Source organism: Leifsonia sp. GW821-FHT13C09 (genome assembly GCF_058806435.1).
Genome location: NZ_JBXAPS010000002.1, coordinates 346,633 through 363,657 on the forward strand (window position 1 = coordinate 346,633; position 17,025 = coordinate 363,657).

The 17,025-nt window shown below is 72.3% G+C and carries 14 protein-coding genes, 1 pseudogene and 3 riboswitches; of the genes and pseudogenes, 7 read left to right on the forward strand and 8 right to left on the reverse strand.

Features of this window, described 5'->3' with window-relative positions:
* Positions 1-41 precede the first annotated feature (41 nt).
* Positions 42-1,424: an ABC transporter ATP-binding protein gene (locus AC1ROW_RS09745; RefSeq protein ID WP_493018684.1), complete on the reverse strand. Its 1,383-nt coding sequence runs from the start codon at positions 1,422-1,424 to the stop codon at positions 42-44.
* A 14-nt stretch (positions 1,425-1,438) separates the two neighbouring features.
* Positions 1,439-3,175, reverse strand: a complete 1,737-nt coding sequence (locus tag AC1ROW_RS09750; protein WP_493018685.1) for an ABC transporter permease — start codon at positions 3,173-3,175, stop codon at positions 1,439-1,441.
* 243 nt (positions 3,176-3,418) lie between these two features.
* A riboswitch (M-box (ykoK) riboswitch) is annotated at positions 3,419-3,601 on the reverse strand.
* Between the two features lie 124 nt (positions 3,602-3,725).
* Between AC1ROW_RS09750 and AC1ROW_RS09755 the strand changes: the two genes are divergently transcribed.
* Positions 3,726-4,328 (forward strand): helix-turn-helix domain-containing protein, encoded by a 603-nt coding sequence (locus AC1ROW_RS09755; protein ID WP_493018686.1) that lies wholly within the window; start codon positions 3,726-3,728, stop codon positions 4,326-4,328.
* The gene (locus AC1ROW_RS09760) at positions 4,325-5,587 is read left to right on the forward strand and encodes an MFS transporter (RefSeq protein WP_493018687.1); all 1,263 of its coding nucleotides are present in this window, start codon (positions 4,325-4,327) and stop codon (positions 5,585-5,587) included. The genes AC1ROW_RS09755 and AC1ROW_RS09760 overlap by 4 nt, the downstream gene beginning before the upstream one ends.
* Positions 5,588-5,615: 28 nt before the next feature.
* Here AC1ROW_RS09760 and AC1ROW_RS09765 read toward each other — a convergent pair whose 3' ends face one another.
* The 3 genes from AC1ROW_RS09765 to AC1ROW_RS09775 form a co-directional block, all read right to left on the reverse strand.
* Positions 5,616-6,320: a hypothetical protein gene (locus AC1ROW_RS09765; RefSeq protein WP_493018688.1), complete on the reverse strand. Its 705-nt coding sequence runs from the start codon at positions 6,318-6,320 to the stop codon at positions 5,616-5,618.
* 94 nt (positions 6,321-6,414) lie between these two features.
* The gene (locus tag AC1ROW_RS09770; protein ID WP_493018689.1) at positions 6,415-6,885 is read right to left on the reverse strand and encodes a nucleoside deaminase; all 471 of its coding nucleotides are present in this window, start codon (positions 6,883-6,885) and stop codon (positions 6,415-6,417) included.
* Complete coding sequence (locus tag AC1ROW_RS09775; protein WP_493018690.1) at positions 6,882-8,333, reverse strand: purine-cytosine permease family protein; 1,452 nt, start codon at positions 8,331-8,333, stop codon at positions 6,882-6,884. The genes AC1ROW_RS09770 and AC1ROW_RS09775 overlap by 4 nt, the downstream gene beginning before the upstream one ends.
* A gap of 131 nt (positions 8,334-8,464) precedes the next feature.
* Positions 8,465-8,565, forward strand: a riboswitch (TPP riboswitch).
* On the opposite strand from AC1ROW_RS09775, the gene thiM reads away from it, so the two are divergent.
* From thiM to AC1ROW_RS09795, 4 genes are all read left to right on the forward strand, one after another.
* The gene (thiM, locus tag AC1ROW_RS09780) at positions 8,557-9,381 is read left to right on the forward strand and encodes a hydroxyethylthiazole kinase (protein WP_493018691.1); all 825 of its coding nucleotides are present in this window, start codon (positions 8,557-8,559) and stop codon (positions 9,379-9,381) included. Its footprint overlaps the riboswitch before it by 9 nt.
* Positions 9,378-10,028, forward strand: coding sequence for a thiamine phosphate synthase (thiE, locus tag AC1ROW_RS09785; RefSeq protein WP_493018692.1), 651 nt, complete (start codon positions 9,378-9,380; stop codon positions 10,026-10,028). The genes thiM and thiE overlap by 4 nt, the downstream gene beginning before the upstream one ends.
* Positions 10,025-10,834: a bifunctional hydroxymethylpyrimidine kinase/phosphomethylpyrimidine kinase gene (thiD, locus tag AC1ROW_RS09790; protein ID WP_493018693.1), complete on the forward strand. Its 810-nt coding sequence runs from the start codon at positions 10,025-10,027 to the stop codon at positions 10,832-10,834. Before thiE ends, thiD begins: the two co-directional genes overlap by 4 nt.
* On the forward strand, positions 10,831-11,478 hold the full coding sequence (locus tag AC1ROW_RS09795) for a TenA family protein (protein ID WP_493018694.1): 648 nt from the start codon (positions 10,831-10,833) through the stop codon (positions 11,476-11,478). The genes thiD and AC1ROW_RS09795 overlap by 4 nt, the downstream gene beginning before the upstream one ends.
* An 18-nt stretch (positions 11,479-11,496) precedes the next feature.
* Here the strand turns inward: AC1ROW_RS09795 and AC1ROW_RS09800 are convergent, their stop codons facing one another.
* The 3 genes and pseudogenes from AC1ROW_RS09800 to AC1ROW_RS09810 all read right to left on the reverse strand — a co-directional run bounded on the left by AC1ROW_RS09800 (position 11,497) and on the right by AC1ROW_RS09810 (position 15,553).
* A complete protein-coding gene (locus AC1ROW_RS09800) occupies positions 11,497-13,719 on the reverse strand; it encodes an ATP-binding cassette domain-containing protein (RefSeq protein ID WP_493018695.1) in 2,223 nt (740 codons plus the stop codon).
* 12 nt (positions 13,720-13,731) lie between these two features.
* Entirely contained in the window at positions 13,732-14,400 is a 669-nt protein-coding gene (locus AC1ROW_RS09805; RefSeq protein ID WP_493018696.1) for an ECF transporter S component, read from the reverse strand.
* Between the two features lie 87 nt (positions 14,401-14,487).
* A riboswitch (TPP riboswitch) is annotated at positions 14,488-14,594 on the reverse strand.
* A 6-nt stretch (positions 14,595-14,600) separates the two neighbouring features.
* Positions 14,601-15,553: pseudogene (locus AC1ROW_RS09810) on the reverse strand (LysR family transcriptional regulator).
* Between the two features lie 105 nt (positions 15,554-15,658).
* Between AC1ROW_RS09810 and AC1ROW_RS09815 the strand changes: the two are divergent.
* A complete protein-coding gene (locus AC1ROW_RS09815) occupies positions 15,659-17,014 on the forward strand; it encodes an MFS transporter (RefSeq protein WP_493018697.1) in 1,356 nt (451 codons plus the stop codon).
* Positions 17,015-17,025: the final 11 nt, after the last annotated feature.

Sequence of the window (17,025 nt, forward strand, 5' to 3'; positions counted from 1 at the left end):
TCACCTCCTTTTAGATGGTAACTCCATTTTGGTAGTTTGTGTCAGTTTTTTGCGAGGGTTGCCTGCTCCTGCTCGGCGTCCGGGTGCGTCGGCAGGAGCAGCCGGCCGGTGTCGGCGTCGTACTCGAACAACTCGCCGTAGCGACCCCAGTCGATCGCGGTGTCGAGCTGCTGCTGGGCGTCATCCTCGCCGAAGTGCGCCCTGAGCTCGGCGAGGACGTCATCCGCGCGGATCGCCCCGGTCGTGGTGTGACGGAGGTCGCGGACGATGCGCCGGACCAGCGGTGCGGCCTCCATCGCCAGGGTCGCGAACTGCTCCTTCGCCCGCAAGAGGTCGGCGGCGGCGTACCGCCGGCCCTGCTCGGTGATCCGCAGTTCGGTGCCCTGCGGGCGGGCGAGCTTCAGGAGCTGCGCGGCGTCGACGACCGGGAGGAGGTCGTCGAGCTCGTAGCGGAGCTCGTCGGCGATCTCGGCCAGGCCCTCCGTGCCGCCGCGCTCGGCGAGCAGCTCGACCAGGCCGCCGAGCGAGCCGGTGCTCGCCGCGGGCAGCGGGAAGTCGATCTCGTTCGCCGTCGCGGCCGCGGCGGCGAGCGACACGCCGACGGCGGTGCCTGTCGCGCCTGCCGCCGACGCCGCCGCCGCCCGCGGCTCGGCCCGCTGCCCGGTGAGGATGCCGTACACCTCGTCCACGAGCGCCTCGAACTCCGGGCTGCGGCGGTCGCGCGGCTGCGGGAGGTCGACGGTCAGCTCGGCCTTGATGCGGCCGGGGTTGGAGTCGAGGACCACCACGCGGTCGGCGAGCTGGATGGCCTCCTCGATGTTGTGCGTGACGATCAGGGCCGTGCGGGTGGGCAGCGTGCCGTCGCCCCACATCCGTACGAGCTCGCCGCGCAGGTTCTCGCTGGTGAGCACGTCGAGCGCCGAGAAGGGCTCGTCCATCAGCAGCACATCGGGCTCCACGACCAGCGCCCGGGCGAAGCCGACGCGCTGCCGCATCCCGCCCGAGAGCTCCTTGGGGTAGGCCGACTCGAAGCCGTCCAGGCCGATCTGGTCGATCGCGCGGAGCGCGCGCTCGCGCCGCACCTCCGGGCGCACGCCCTTGGCCTCCAGCCCCAGCTCGACGTTCTCGAGCACGGTCAGCCAGGGCAGCAGCGCGAACGACTGGAAGACCAGCGCCGTGCCGGGGTTGGCGCCGTTGAGCTCGCCGCCCTTGAACGACACTGTCCCGGAGGTGGGCGCGATCAGCCCGGCGATGCAGCGCAGCAGCGTGCTCTTGCCGGAGCCGGAACGGCCGAGCAGCGCGACGATCTCGCCCTGGTGGATGGTGAGCGTGACGCCCGAGAGCACGGTCTTCTCACCGCCGTCGGTGGCGAACGACTTGGTGACGTCGCGGACATCGATGAGTGCGGTGTCGGTGGTGATCATGATGGGAGCCCTCCTCACAGGCTGAAGCGCTTCTCGGCGACCGCGTAGAGGCGGCGCCAGAACAGACGGTTGAGTCCGACGACGAAGACGGACATGACGATGACACCGACGAGCACGCGCGCCATGTCGCCGGTCTGGGTGGCCTCGGCGATGTACGCGCCGAGGCCACTCGCGGTGTAGGTGTGGTGGTTGTAGGTGACGACCTCGGCGACGATGGACGCGTTCCATGCACCGCCCGCCGCGGTGATCCCGCCGGTGACGTAGGCCGGGAAGATCGCAGGCAGGATCAGCCTCCGCCAGCGCTGTACCCGGCCGACGCCGAAGCTGTCCATCGCCTGCCGCAGGTCGGTGGGGATCGCGCTCGCGCCAGCGATGACGTTGAACAGGATGTACCACTGCGACCCGAGCGCCATCAGCAGGATGCCGCCGTAGTCGAGCGGGATGCTCGTCGCCACGAAGAACGCGATCGCGAACGGGAAGAGGAAGTTCGCCGGGAAGCTCGCCAGCAGCTGCACGATCGGCTGGGCCAGCCGGCTGATCCGCGGGTTCATGCCGATCCACACGCCGACCGGCACCCAGACGATGGTCGCGAACAGCAGGATGACGACGACGCGGGCCATCGTGACCGCGCCGAGCCCGAACGCCTGCACGAAAGCGCCGATCCCAAGCGAGCGCTCGATGAAGAGGTACGAGGCGACCGCGCCGACCACGATCGCGGCGACGACGACCACCGTCACGACCACGTCCAGCGCGCGCTTGCGCACCTCGGGCACCCGCAGCGGATGCTCGGCCAACCCGAACGGCCGGGTCGCCCTGTCGAGTCCCCGCCCGATCGGAGCGAAGCCGCGCTCCACGACGCGCGGCAGCCAGGACCGGCTGATCACGTCGAGGACGACGCTGCGCGGCCGGTCGGTGGGGGCGGTGTCCTCCTGGCGGAACCGCTCGGCCCAGGCGACCAGCGGACGCCAGAACAGGAAGTTCACGCCCAGCACCATGATCGCCATCGTGACGATGGCCCAGCCGACCCGGTCCAGTTGCCCGGCCTCCACCGCCGACGCCACGTAGGCCCCGACGCCGGGGAGCGCGAAGCTGTGGTTGTTGACCGTGATCGCCTCGGAGGCGGCCAGGAAGAACCAGGCTCCGCCGAAGCTCATCATGCCGTTCCAGACCAGCGGGATCATTCCGGACGGCACGTCGAGCTTCCAGAACCGCTGCCACTTCGTCAGCCGCATCAGCCGAGCCGCCTCATCGAGATCGCTCGGCTGGCTGGTCAGCGAGGCGTAGAAGGAGAAGGTCATGTTCCACACCTGCGAAGTGAAGATCGCGAACACCGCGGCCGACTCCAGCCCCAGCGTGGAGCCGGGGAACAGCGCGATGAACCCGGTCACGGTCACCGACAGGAAGCCGAGGATCGGGACCGACTGCAGGATGTCGAGCGCCGGCAGAATGATCTTCTCCGCGCGCGGCAGCCGGGCGGCGGCCGTCGCGACCATGAAGGTGAAGACCAGCGACGCGGCGAGCGCCGCGAACATCCGCAGCAGCGAGCGCAGCGCGTAGTACGGCAGCAGCGCCGGGTTCGTGTCGATGGACGACGGCACCTCGGTGAGCCGCACCGGGGCGGACGCGCCGGCGGCCGCCTGGATCACCAGGTAGAACAGCACGACGATGGCGACGGCGACCAGGACATCGATCCAGCGGAAGCGGACACGGCGGAGCGTGCCGGCGCCGGGGACAGTGCGGAGCAGGGGCATGACAAGACCTCCCTGGGCCGCGACCGGCGAGGGCCGGAGGCGGCAGAAGACGACAGGGGACGTGAAGGCGTCACCGTGCCGCGCGGAGGTCAGCGGAGGCCGGGCGTCGAACGCGCGGAAGCCGCCGGCGCCGGAGCGCAGCAGGGACGGGACGGACTATGGTCGTCGCTCACGGCGGGTCACCTCCTGGCGGTCGGGGGCAGGCGTGCGCCAGGTGTCACCCGCGGCCGTTCCTGGCCGGGGGCGAGACTCCCACGTAAGAGCTTCGGCACTGCGCAACGTATCCCGCAGATCCGCTCGGATCGCCGGAAGCCACTTGGGGTCACCCCTTAAGCCGGGGAGACCTGTCCTGATCTTGGGCGTCTCTCGACGTCGTGAGATCAGTGGCCTGTGTTCGCGCAGAAGCCTCACCTAACGAAGTTCTGCCAGAAGAACCGTAGCAGAGAACCCCGAGCGGCGGCTCGAACCCTTACGGAATCCATACGGGCCAGCGGCCCTCGGATCGCAGAAAGTCTTTTGCAGAATCTCTTCTGCGATTACACTGCACGGTATGACCGACGAGCCGAACCCGTTCCCCGAGCTCGATCCGGCCCAGGACGTGCTGCTCAGCCCCTCCGCCATGCGCGGGCTGGTCAACCCGCTGCGCCTGCGGCTGCTCGACCTCCTCCAGGCCGACGGGCCCTCCACCGCCACCGAGCTCGGCCGGCGAGTGGGCCAGTCGACCGGCGTCACGAGCTACCACCTCCGCGTGCTCGCCGAGCACGGCTTCATCGTGGAGGACGCCGAGCGCGGCAACGATCGCGACCGCTGGTGGCGCGCGGTGCACCGGTCGACCTCCTTCTCGTTCCGGGTGCCCGGCGACGCCGCCACCGAAGAGACCGTCGACCAGGCCGTCCAGTTCGTGCGGCTCAATGCCGAGGAGTCCCACCGGCGGGTGCTGGCCTGGGTGGACACGCTCTCCAGCCAGGTGGACGAGCTGCCGGAGCTGCCGTGGACCGTCAGCGACTGGCCGCTCACCCTGACCGTCGAGCAGGCGCGGGAGGTCACGGCAACGGTGCGCGAGCTGGTGACGCGGTTCCGGCGCGAGCCGGGGGCGGACGCCGGCGACGGGGTCCGGGTGCACGCGCAGTTCCAGCTGTTCCCGGAGCCATGAGCGGCGCCGCGCCCCGCCGCGCGCCCCTGCTCGGGCTGATCGGCGCCTACCTGGTCTCCGGCGCCGGCACGGCCCTGTCGGCCATCGCCATCCCGTGGCTCGTGCTCGTGGCGACCGGCAGCGCCGTCGCGACCGGCCTGGTCGGGTTCGCGGAGATGGCCCCCTACGTGCTGCTGCAGGCGACGGCCGGCCCGCTGGTCGACCGGGTGGGCCTGCGCCGCACCTTCCTGATCGGCAACCTCGTGGCGGCGACGGCGGTGTTCGCGGTGTTCCTGCTCGGCGCGCTCCACGACCTCCCCCTCGGCGCGCTGGTGGCGCTGGTCGCGGTGGCCGGTGCGGTCCGTGGCGCGGCGGATGCCGCCTCCACCCCGATGATCCCGCCGGTGGCCCGGCTGGCGCACTGGAGCGACGAGCGCGCGGTCGGGCTCTACGCGGGCGCGAACCGGGCGGCGCTGCTGGTCGGGATGCCGCTCGCGGGTGTGCTGGTCGCGCTGGTGGGGCCGGCGGTCACGATCCTGATCGACAGCCTGAGCTTCCTCTGCGCGGCGGTGATCGTGGCGGCGACGGTGCCGCGAGTCGAGCCGGCCCCCGAAACGGACGCGCCTGCCGCGGCGCCGCGCCTCGGCCCGCGCGCCTACTTCGCCGCGCTGCGGGAGGGGCTGCGCTTCCTCCGCGCGGACCGCCTCCTGCTCAGCCTCATGGCGCTCATCGTGCTCACGAACCTGCTCGACCAGGCGATGAGCGCGGTGTTCCTCCCGGTCTGGGCGCACGACCGGGTGCACGACGCGGTGGCCTTCGGGGTGGTCGGCGGCGCCTCCGGGCTCGGGATGCTCGTCGGCGTGCTGCTCACCGCATGGCTGGGCCAGCGGCTGCCACGGTGGCTGACGTTCGCGTGCTGCACCCTGCTGGCGTCGGCGCCGCCGTTCTTCGCGGTCGCGGGCTGGACGTCCGTCGTCGCCGTCGCCGCGGTGTTCTTCGTGTGCGGCGTCTTCGGGGGCGTCCCGAACCCGATCATCGGCGCGGTGCAATACGAGCGGGTACCCGCGCTGCTGCAGACCCGCGTGCTCGGGGCGATGAAGGCGAGCGCCTACCTGGGCGTGCCGTTCGGGTCGCTGCTCGGCGGCCTTCTTGCGCAGAGCGTCGGCCTGACGTGGGCGTGCGTGGCGGCCGGGGGTGTGATGCTGGTTGCGACGATAGCGCCGCTGGTGTTCCCGGTGTGGCGGCGGCTCGACCGGCCGCTGGTCGCCGCCGCTCGTTAGCAGGGGCGCCGACGCCGCGCGACGGGCCTCAGTACCCCGCGGGCCAGGCGAACGCCTTCGGCGCTGAGGCCGTCGTCCCCTTCTTCGCCACGACGATGTCGATGTCCTCGTGCGAGGTGAGCGTGATCGCGCGCGGGTCCCCGGTGTACGGCTTGCCGTTCACGAAGACGCTGACGGTCTGCCTGTCGACGCCGTCCCGGTAGGTCCCGACCTGGCCGGTCCCGAGCTTCTGACCCCACTCGTCGAACACCTCGCCCAGGGTGAAGGTCCGTACTTCCGCCGACTCGACGTGGATGATCCCGGACTCGTCGTGGGTGTGGATGGGCGAGATCCGCTGCTGCGCCTCGTCGATGCCGATGCCGGCGGGGACCGCGACAGGCGTGCCGTCCACCGTGACGGTCAGGTGCTGGTGGATGTGCAGCGCCGTCCCTTCGGCGGTCAGCATCTGCAGGCCCGCGGCGCGCACGGCCCCCTCCACGTCGGCGGGTGCGGCCCAGGTCGCCGCGCTCGCGGAGGGGGTGGGGGTGCTCGCACCGGAGCCGGACGCCGACGTCTGCGACGGGCTGTTCAGGACGACCCCGGCGATGATGCCGGCGACGGCGAGCACCGCGACCACGATGCCGCCGCCGATCAGGAACCCGCGACGGCGGACCCTGCGCTGCTCCTGCAGCCGCAGCTCGGCCGCGCGCTTCTGGGCCTCGAGCCGGCGGTCGCGCTTGGGGGTGTCGTTCATCCTCACAGTCAACCAAGCCGCCGCTGTGCGCGCGCCGCGCACTGCGTGCGAAAAGTCTGGGCGTCCTCAGGTTCCGACCCGAACGCCGCCACCGTCAGTCCTCGCCGATGTCCTCGTTCCACAGCTGCGGGTTCGCCGCGATGAACGCGCCCATCGTCTCGATCAGGTCCGGGTCGTTGACGACCGCGACGTCGACGCCGTGCTCGGCCAGCCAGTCCTGGCCGCCGAGGAAGCTGCGGTCGTCGCCGACGACGACACGGCCGATGCCGAACTGCTTCACCAGGCCCGAGCAGTACCAGCACGGCGAGAGCGTGGTGACCATGACGGTGTCGCGATAGCTGCGCTGGCGGCCCGCGTTGCGGAACGCGTTCGTCTCGGCGTGCATGGAGGCGTCGCCATCCTGCACCCGCCGGTTGTGGCCGCTGCCCAGCAGCCTCCCGTCGCCGTCGAACAGGGCGGCGCCGATCGGGATGCCGCCGTCCGCGGCGCCGCGCCTGGCCTCCTCGGCGGCCACGGCGAGCTTCTCCGCGTCGGTCGCGTAGACGCGGTCCTCGTCGACGCTCACGCGACCTCGTCCGCTGCGTCCACGCCGACGATCACGGTCGGCTCGGTGGCCAGCGACGCACCGAGCCGGACCTTGAAGGCCCGGAACAGCACCCAGTACAGGACGGCGGCGAGCAGGAAGCCGACGAGCGGCGTCAGGTCGCCGATCGGGAGAGCCTTGGCGACCGGGCCGGTGTAGAAAGTCTGGTTCGAGAACAGCAGGATGGACACGGCTCCGGCGACCACCAGCGAGATCCAGCCCGCCGGGTTCCGGTACTTCGCGTGGCTCGTTACCAGGCTCGCGATCTCCGTCCCGCGGCGCAGCAGCCGGTCGGTCAGCACGACGCCGAGCCAGGGCGCGATCCAGTACGCGATGACCAGGAGGAAGTTCTCGTACTTCGCTCCCGCGTCGGGCAGGGCGCTCCAGGCGATGAAGAAGCCGATGACGCCGAAGCCGAGGGCGACGATCGCCCGGCGCCAGGCGAACGGGATGCGGATGCCGGCCGCGAGGAAGGACATCGCGCCGGAATAGATGTTCAGCGCGTTCGCCGCGATGGCGCCGACCGCGATCGCGAGCAGCGTGAGGTCGCGGATGACCACCGGCATGCTGGCGGTGAACGAGGACGTCGGGTCGTCGGGGTTGAAGCCCGCGATCGTCGCCGCGGCGGCGCCGGCTGCCATCAGCACCACGCAGCTGATGAAGTTGCCGAGACCCGCCGCCCAGCCGATGACCTTCCGGCTGGCGTCGGCCGGGAGGTAGCGGCTGTAGTCGGAGGCGTATGGGTTCCAGCCGGCGGCATAGCCGAAGGCGGCGGCCGCGGTGAGCGTCCAGCCCGCGAAACTGAAGCCGCCGCCCTTGACCGGCGCGCCGAGGTTCGCGTGCAGGAACACGGTGATGGTCGCGACGAGGAAGATCGCGCCGAGGATGTAGGTGGCGTAGCGCTCGAACAGCTGCACCAGGTCGTGGCCGATGAACGCGACGACGACCTCCACGACGACCACGATCAGCAGCGACACCACGGCGGGCATCCCCGTGAGCGTGGTCAGGGCGAACGCACCGCTGACCGAGTTGACCGCGAACCAGCCGAGGCCGGCCATGACGGTGTTCAGCGCCGACGGGAGGATGTTCCCCCGGCTGCCGAACGCGGTTCGGCCGATGACCATCTGGGCGAGACCTTCGCGCGGGCCCCAGGTCGACAGAATCCCCTGCGTCAGGGCCCCGAGCGCGGTGCCGAACACCAGCGCCGTCATCGCCTGCCAGAAGCCGAGCCCGAAGAAGGCGACCGCGATCACGCCGACGAAGATCGTCGCGAACTCGAGGTTCGGCGCGGTCCAGGTGGCGAAGAGCTGCCACGGCGAGCCGTGCCGGCGCTCCGGCGGAATGGCCTCGATGCCACCGCTCTCGATGGTGGTCGCGCTGGGGCGACGGGTGTCTTCGGGCACTGTGCCGACCGGCGGCGTTCTCGTCATGCGTGCGAGCATACGAAATCCGTTGCGCTGCTGGGACGGAGTCGGACGCAAGGGCGGCAAACGTCACATGATGTTTACACGAGGCAAGCACCGCCGGCGATCCGGGCACTGCCGGTGGCGTGGGTAGAGTGGGGGACGACGCGGGGTGCCGCCCCCTCGAGGGCCGGCTGAGAACATACCCGTCGAACCTGATCTGGTTAGTACTAGCGAAGGGACGTCATCCGTGACCTCTTTCCGTCCATCCCTCGACGTGCCTGCACTCGGCGCGCCTGCGCTCGGCGATTCGCTGAGCGCGCTCCGGGCGCAGCCTCCCCTCGTGCAGTGCCTGACGAACATCGTCGTCGCCCAGTGGACCGCCAACGTGCTGCTGGCCGTCGGCGCGGCTCCCGCGATGGTCGACAACCCGCGGGAAGCGGCCGAGTTCGCGCCGATCGCGAGCGGCGTGCTGGTCAACCTGGGCACCCCGTACGACGACACGGCCGACGCGATGCGCGCGAGTGCGGCGGCCGCGTCCGCAGCCGGGACCCCCTGGGTGCTCGACCCCGTCGCCGCGGGAGGCCTGCGCTGGCGCACCGAGCTCGCCCTGGAGCTGCTGCGGTCGTCGCCCGCGATCGTCCGCGGCAACGCCTCCGAGATCCTGGCCCTGGCGGGAGGAGCGGGAGGCAAAGGCGTCGACTCGACGGACAGCCCCGAGGCGGCGCTGGAGGCCGCCCAGCAGATCGCGCGGACCTACGGCACGATCGTGGCCGTCAGCGGCCCGGTCGACCACCTCACGGACGGCGAACGCACGGTGCGGATCGCCAACGGGCACCCCTGGATGACGCAGGTCACCGGCGTCGGCTGCGCGCTGGGAGCGCTCATGGCCGCCTTCGCCGGCACCGGCGCCGACCCGCTCACGGCCGCCACGACTGCGACCGCCACGCTGACCGTGGCGGCGGACGAGGCGGCCGCGGCCAGCCAAGGCCCCGGCACCTTCGCCGTCGCACTGATCGACCGGCTGGCCGCGCTGACCCCCGAGGGCCTGGCCGCGGCCGTCCGCCTGTCATGACCGGGCGCACGTCGCTCGATCTCTCGCTCTACCTCGTCACCGACTCCCGCCTGTGCGGGAGCCGCGGAGTCCCGACCACGGTCGACGAGGCCATTGCGGGCGGCGTGACCGTCGTCCAGCTCCGCGACCCGGGCGCGTCCGACCCCGAGTTCCTCGCGCTTGGCCGCGCTGTGGTCGCCGCGGTGCGCGGGCGCGTGCCGGTGCTGGTCGACGACCGGGTGCACCTGGTGGCCGCCGTCGGCGCAGACGGCGCGCACGTGGGCCAGAGCGACCTGCCGCCCGTCGAAGCGCGCCGGCTGCTCGGCCCGGACGCCTACCTCGGTCTCTCCGTGCAGACCCTCGGCCACGTCGAGCGGGCGCGCACCCTGCCGCCCGGGGTCATCGACTATCTCGGGGTCGGGCCGGTCTGGCCGCAGGCGACCAAGCCCGACGCGGCCGAGCCGTGCGGCGTGGACGGACTCGCCGCGATCGTCCAGGCGAGCCCGTGGCCCGGCGTTGCCATCGGCGGCATCGGGATCGACCGGGCGCCGGAGGTGCGCGCCACCGGGGCGGCGGGAATCGCCGTGGTCAGCGCGATCTGCGGCCGGCCACAGGTGGCGGTCGCGACTCGTGCGCTGCGGAGCGCGTGGGACGGAGCGGCCGCATGAGACCTCCTGTCGCCCTCAGCATCGCCGGAAGCGACCCGTCGGGCGGAGCCGGCATCCAGGCCGACCTCAAGACGTTCAGTGCGCTCGGCGCGTACGGCGCGTGCGTGATCACCGCGCTGACGGCGCAGAACACCCGGGGTGTGCACGGCGTGCACGAGGTCCCCGCCGCTTTCGTCGGCGAGCAGCTGCGTGTGCTCGCCGACGACGTGAGGCTGGACGCGGTGAAGCTCGGGATGCTCGCCAACGCGGCGGTCATCGGAACGGTCGCCGCGTTCCTGCTCGAGAGCCCGCGCGAGGTCGTGGTGCTCGACCCGGTCATGGTGGCGACCAGTGGCGATCTGCTGCTGCGCGAGGACGCGGTCCAGGCGATGCGGGAGCTGCTCCCGCTGGCGTCCATCGCCACGCCCAACGCGCCGGAGGCCGCGGCCCTCCTGGACACGGCGGAGGCGGCCACGGTGGACGAGCTGGCCGATCAGGCGCGCGAGCTCGTGCGGCGCGGCGCACAGCGGGTGCTGGCGAAGGGCGGCCACCTCGACACCCCCGACGAGGTCGTGGACGTGCTCGCGGACCCCTCCGGCGTGACGCTGTTCCGCGGCCCGCGGATCGCCACCGTCAACACCCACGGCACGGGGTGCAGCCTGTCCTCGGCGCTGGCCGCGCTCCGGCCGCAGCGCGGCTCCTGGAGCGAGACGGTGCGCGACGCCCGGAGCTGGCTCGGCGCCGCACTGGCGGCGGCGGATGGGCTCGAGGTGGGGCGCGGCCACGGTCCGGTGCACCATTTCGCGCAGCTGTGGGAGGCGCGATGACGTTCACCGACCGGGCGTGGCAGGACATCCGGCCGATCCGCGATGCCATCGACGCACACCCCTTCCTGCAGGGGCTCGAGGACGGCACGCTGCCGCGCGCGGCCTTCGCGCACTACCTCGCGCAGGACGCGGCCTACCTCGGGGCCTACTCGAAGGTCCTGGCCGCGGCGGCCTCCCGGACCCACGATCCCGACGCGCTCGCGTTCTGGAGCCGTTCGGCGGCCAACGCGATCGCCGTCGAGCGACAACTCCACGCGTCGCACGGGGTGGACGCCGCCGCGGTGGAGGCCTCCCCGACCTGCGCCGCGTACACGTCGTATCTGCTCGCCCTCACGGCGACCGCCTCCTACCCCGTCATCGTTGCCGGAGTTCTGCCGTGCTTCTGGATCTACGACGATGTGGGGCGTCGCCTCGCGGAGCGGCTCGGCGACCTCGGCGGCCATCCCTACGGCGACTGGATCGGGACCTACGGCGACCCCGCCTTCGCCGACGCCACTGCGACCGCCCGCCGCTTGGTGGACGACGCCGCCGAGTCGGCCGCGCCCGCAGACGTCGCACGGATGCGGCAGGCGTTCACGACCGCCTCGCGGTACGAGTGGATGTTCTGGGACGCCGCCTGGCGCCGCGAGGAGTGGCCGGTCTGATCCCGTGCGCCGCCGTCGTCAGAACATGACGGCGACGGCGGCCGGGAGGCACGCGACGATCGCCGCCAGGGCCAGCAGGAGCGTGTCGGCGCGGTGCCAGGGCGCCGGCTCGGCCCACGTCCGGCGGTAGCCGTGCGCGTGCGCGGCCGAGAACCCGCGCGCGTCCATCGCCACCGCCATCCGCTCGGCCGTGCGCAGCGACTGCACGAGGACTCCGAAGGTCAGCCCGGCCAGTTCGCGGGCGCGGGCGAGCGGATTCCGGCCGGCCGCCACTCCGCGGATGCGGCGGACGCCGCGCAGCCGGCTCCAGTCGGCCGTCAGCCGGTCGAACTGCTGGAGCGCCGCCGTCGCCGCGACGACCGGGCGCGCGGGCAGCCGGAGCCGTTGGGCCAGATGGTCGCCCAGCTCCGATGGGCGGACGAGCCCGGCCAGTGCCACACCCGGGAACACGAAGAACGCGATGCGCAGGCCGGCCGTCAGGGCGGCCTCCGGGCTCTGCCCCTGGCTCAGCAGCCACGACGAGAACCCGACGGACGCGACCGCGATGAGGCCGGGGACGAGCCGTCTCACCGGAACCCGGACATCCCGCATCACCAACGGCATCAGCGCGAGCCAGCCGGCGATCCCCACTGCCGCGGAGGCCGGCGAGACGACCCCGATCGCGCCCACGACGAGCAGCACGGCCGCCGCCAGCAGGGACAGCGGGCCGCACCGTGCGGCGAGGCCGCGCCCGGGAGTGGCCGCTGCGTCGCCACCGAACGAGCGCGCGGTGTCCGTCCCGGTCGGGCGGATCAGCTCCTGAGCGGCGCCGGGCCGGAGCTCGAGGATGCGGTCTGCGAGCGCGATCAGTTCCCTGTCGTGACTGGCCACGATGACCGCTACTCCGGCGCTCCGGGCGGCCGCGATGACGCCGGCGACGGCGCTCCAGGTCAGGCGGTCCTGGCCAACCGTCGGCTCGTCCAGCACGAGCAGTGCCGGCCGGGCGCCGATCGCCTGCGCGATCGCTGCGCGCCGCAGCTGGCCGCCGGAGAGCCGGTGCGGGTCCGCGTCGGCCAGCGCGCCGAGACCGAGCGCCGCCAGGAGCTCGTCCGTACGCCGGTCGACCTCCTCCGCGCTCGCGCCGCTGCGGGCCGCCCCGAGCCGGACGTCCTCCCGCACAGTCGCCCCGAGCACGGCGAGCTCCGCGTCCTGCGGCGCCCAGCCGATCCGACGCACGATCCGGGCCGAGCTCCAGACGTGCGGCCGTTCCTCGCCGCCCACGGCGAGCGCCGCCGCCACCCGCACCTTGCCCGTCGCCGGCGCGCGCAGTCCGGCGAGGAGGGCGCCGAGCGTCGACTTGCCGGCACCGCTCGGGCCCACGAGCGCGAGCACTTCGCCCGCGCGCACGTCGAGTTCGAGCGTGCCGAGACGCGCGCGCACCGCCACCTCGCCCGCTGGCACCGGCAGCTGCGGCGCGAGGAGGCCGGCGTCCAGCCTGGCTGGAGCGGGTGCCGCGAACCCGGGCACCCAGACTCCGCTCGCGGCGAGGCGCGACCCGTGGCCGACGAACACCTCGTGCGGGTCGCCATCGGCGACGATCGTCCCGTCCTCGCCGAGGGCGACGACGCGGTCGATCACCGGTAGCCATTCCTGGGCGTCGTGCTCCACGACGACCAGCGTCGAGCCGGAAACCGCGACGGCTTCGGCGACGGCCGCGCGGACGGCGCGCGCGGCCTCCCGGTCGAGCATCGCGGTCGGCTCGTCGAGCAGCACGACGCGCGGGCCGAACACGAGTGCGCCCGCCAGGGCCAGTCGCTGCGCCTCCCCGCCCGACAGCGCCCGCACCGGATGACCGAGCGGCTGCGCCAGCCCGACATCGTTGAGGGAGCGCCGGACGGCCGCCCACAGCTCGCCGCGTGGAGTGCCCGCGTTCTCCAGTCCGAAGGCCACGTCCCGGCCGATCGTCTGCGCCACCGCCGCATCCCGGGGATCCTGCAGCAGAAGGCCGGTCATCGTGTCGGCCGGCGCCGCCCCGTCCACGAGCACGGCGCCGTCGTGGTCGCCGGAGCCGGCGGTGTCGAGCGCGGCCAGCGATCCGGCGATCGCCCGGAGCAGCGTCGACTTCCCGCATCCGCTCGGCCCCACCAGGAGAACCCGCTCGCCCGGTGCGATCTCCAGCGAGAAGTCGGCGAAGACGTCCTCCCGTCGTCCGGGCGGTCGCCAGGTGAAGCCGCGGAACCGGATGGGCGCCCCGCCCGTCATCGTCGCGATCGCTCAGGCCTTCCGGACGCGACGCTCGAGGTGCTCCTGCCCGGCGGGGAACGCGTTCAACGCGCCGGATCGCGCGAGCGCACGGGTGAGCGCCCAGCCGCCGACGCCCGCGATCGCACCGCCGGAGAGGACCCCCGCTGCCAGGTAGACCAGCTTCCACGTCCAGGAGTAGGCCGGCACATACGCCCACCACTCGTAGCAGGCGATCTCCAGCGCGGCGGAGAGCATCCCGCCCCCGATCGCCGCGACCAGGCCGAACGAGCGCCACAGCAGGAGCGCGAAGACGATCTCGACCCCGACGCCCTGCAGGAAGCCGGAGAGGAGGACGCCGACGCCCCACTGGTTCCCCAGCAGCAGTTCGACGTTCGCGGCGACCAGTTCGGTGAGCACCGCCGCGCCGGGTCGGCGGACGACGAGCGCACCGAGCACCGCAGGGACCAGCCACACGCCGAGCGCGAGTTCGCCCGCGGGCGGGAAGCCGGCGGTGACCAGCGTGACGCCCGGGTAGACGAAGGTGTCGAACGCCCAGAACACCACCCCGAACGCCACGGCGATCATGGCCGCGCTGATCAGGTCGATCGCCCGCCACCGCGCGAGCGGTCTGCGCGCCAGCACGTAGCCTCCGGAGGGGCGCGCTGCCGTGCCGGAGGTCGTCGTCGTCGTGTCGCTCATCGTGGTGAGCTCTCCTCTTCCCGTTCCATGGACGATGGGGACGACAGGAGGGCGTCGCACGGACGACACCACTGGTCGCGCGCTGCAGACGTGAGAATTTCGACTCCCTTCGCCGGTGCTAACCGGAGCAGGTTCCGAGGGTCAGCGGCATGCCGCACTCTCAGCGCCCTGAAGGCGCTCCCCTGTCGTTCAGCACAATGCTAGACCACGCCACCCGCCGCCCGGCCGGCCAGGATCTCCGCGGCGTCCCGTGCCTCCTCCCGGAGTGCGTGCGCGACGGCGGCGACCGCCGGATGGCGCAGCGAGTCCGGGTGGACGACCATCCAGTACGGCAGGGTGGCGCGGAGTTCGCCGGGCAGCAACCGGACCAGGTCGTCGTGGCGGTCGGCCATGAAGCACGGCAGCAGCCCGATGCCGGCGCCCGCGCGGGTGGCCTCCACGTGCACGAACACGTTCGTCGAGGTCAGCGCGTCGCGCATCTGCGGGGCGAGGCGGCGCGGCAGGTCGAGGTCGTCCACTTGCAGGATCGAGTCGATGAAGTAGACGAGCGGGTGCTGGAAGACCTCCTCCGGCGTCGTCGGGGTGCCGTTCCGTTCGAGATAGTCGAGGGAGGCGTACATCCCGAGCGCGTACGAGCCCAGTTCGACCGTGTGCGCGCGACGGGTCTCCGGCCGCCCGACGACGATCTCGATGTCCAGCCCGGAGCGGTGCTGCAGCGCCCGCCGGGTGACGGTGAGGATCTCCACCGACAGGCCGGGATGCTGCCGCCGGAGCGCGGCGATCGCCGGTGCGGCGATGTACGCGCTGAAGCCGTCGGTCGCCGACATCCGCACCACACCGTCGATGGGGTCGGCCTCCGCCTCCGGTCGCGTCAGCGCGGCCACGGCCGACTCGATGCGGCCGGCGACGTCCACCGCGCGGCTGCCGAGCGGCGTGAGCTCCCAGCCGCCGGACGCCTGCGTCAGCAGCCGTCCGCCCAGGGTCTCCTCGAGCGCGTCGATCCGCCGGGAGACCGTGGTGTGGTCGACGCCGAGCTGCTCGGCGCCCGGGCGAACCGGCCCGCCCGCGCCACCGCGAGGAGCACGAGCAGGTCGTCGGACTTGGGCTTCTTCGACGCGTCGATGCGTGTAATGTCCGTGCGTGCAAGATCCATGCGTGCAATTATGCACACCGCGATCGCATGGTTGGGCATTGATACGCATCCCCAGCCCCGGGAGACTGGCCCGCGGATGTCACCGTCGACATCGAAGGAGAGAGTATGGAAACCACCGCGAGTCCCCGCACCCTCAAGACGATCGTCGCCGCGTCGATGGCCGGCACCGTCGTCGAATGGTATGAGTTCTTCCTCTACGCCACCGCCGCGAGCCTGGTCTTCGGCACATTCTTCTTCCCCGCCACCGGCAGTCCGCTGGACGGGGTCATCGCCGCCTTCGTCACCTACGCTGTCGGCTTCATCGCCCGCCCGCTCGGCGGCATCGTCTTCGGGCAGATCGGCGACCGGTTCGGCCGGAAGCCCACGCTGCAGGCGACCATCATCATCGTCGGCGTCGCCACGTTCCTGATGGGCTGCCTGCCCGGTTTCGCGAGCGTCGGCTACTGGGCGCCCGCACTGCTCGTCGCGCTGCGGTTCATCCAGGGCTTCGCGCTGGGCGGCGAGTGGGGCGGCGCGGTGCTGCTGGTGGCCGAGCAGAGCCCCGACCGCACCCGCGGGTTCTGGGCGAGCTGGCCGCAGGCCGCCGTCCCCGTCGGCAACCTCCTCGCGACCCTCGTGCTCCTCATCTCGTCGTGGGTGATGTCCCCGGAGGCGTTCCTCAGCTGGGGCTGGCGGATCGCGTTCTGGCTGTCCGCCGTGATCGTCCTCGTGGGCTTCTACATCCGCACCCGCGTCAGCGAGGCGCCGATCTTCATCGAGGCGCGGGCGAAGGCCGAGAACGAGCAGCGCTCCGGCTACGGCGTGGGCCAGGTGCTCAAGCGCTACCCCGGCGGCGTACTGAAGGCGATGGGCCTGCGCTTCGCGGAGAACATCTTCTACTACATCGTGGTCAGCTTCACGATCGTCTACCTCAAGGCCGCGCACGACTACAACACCGGGCAGCTGCTGCTCGCCCTGCTGGTCGCGCACGTCGTCCACTTCCTGGTCATCCCGCAGGTCGGCCGCCTCAGCGACCGGGTGGGACGCAAGCCCGTGTACCTGATCGGCGCGGTGCTCAGCGCCACCTGGGCGTTCTTCGCCTTCCCGCTGTTCGACACGCTCAACCCGCCGCTCATCGTGCTCGCGGTGACCATCGGCCTCGTATTCCACGCCTTCATGTACGCGCCGCAGCCGGCCATCATGGCGGAGCTGTTCCCGACCCGGATGCGCTACTCGGGGGTCTCCCTCGGCTCGCAGGTGGTGTCCATCGTGGCCGGCTCGCTCGCGCCGATCCTGGCGACGGCCTGGCTGAAGGACTACCACAGCTGGCTGCCGGTGGCCGTCTACATCGTGATCGCCTGCGTCGTGACGCTGGTGGCCGTGTTCACGCTGCGCGAGACGAAGGGCATCTCGCTGGAGGCCGTCGACCAGGCCGACGCCGCCCGCGGCGTCCCCAGCGCCGCGCCCTCCGTCGCGCGCTGACCACGATCCAC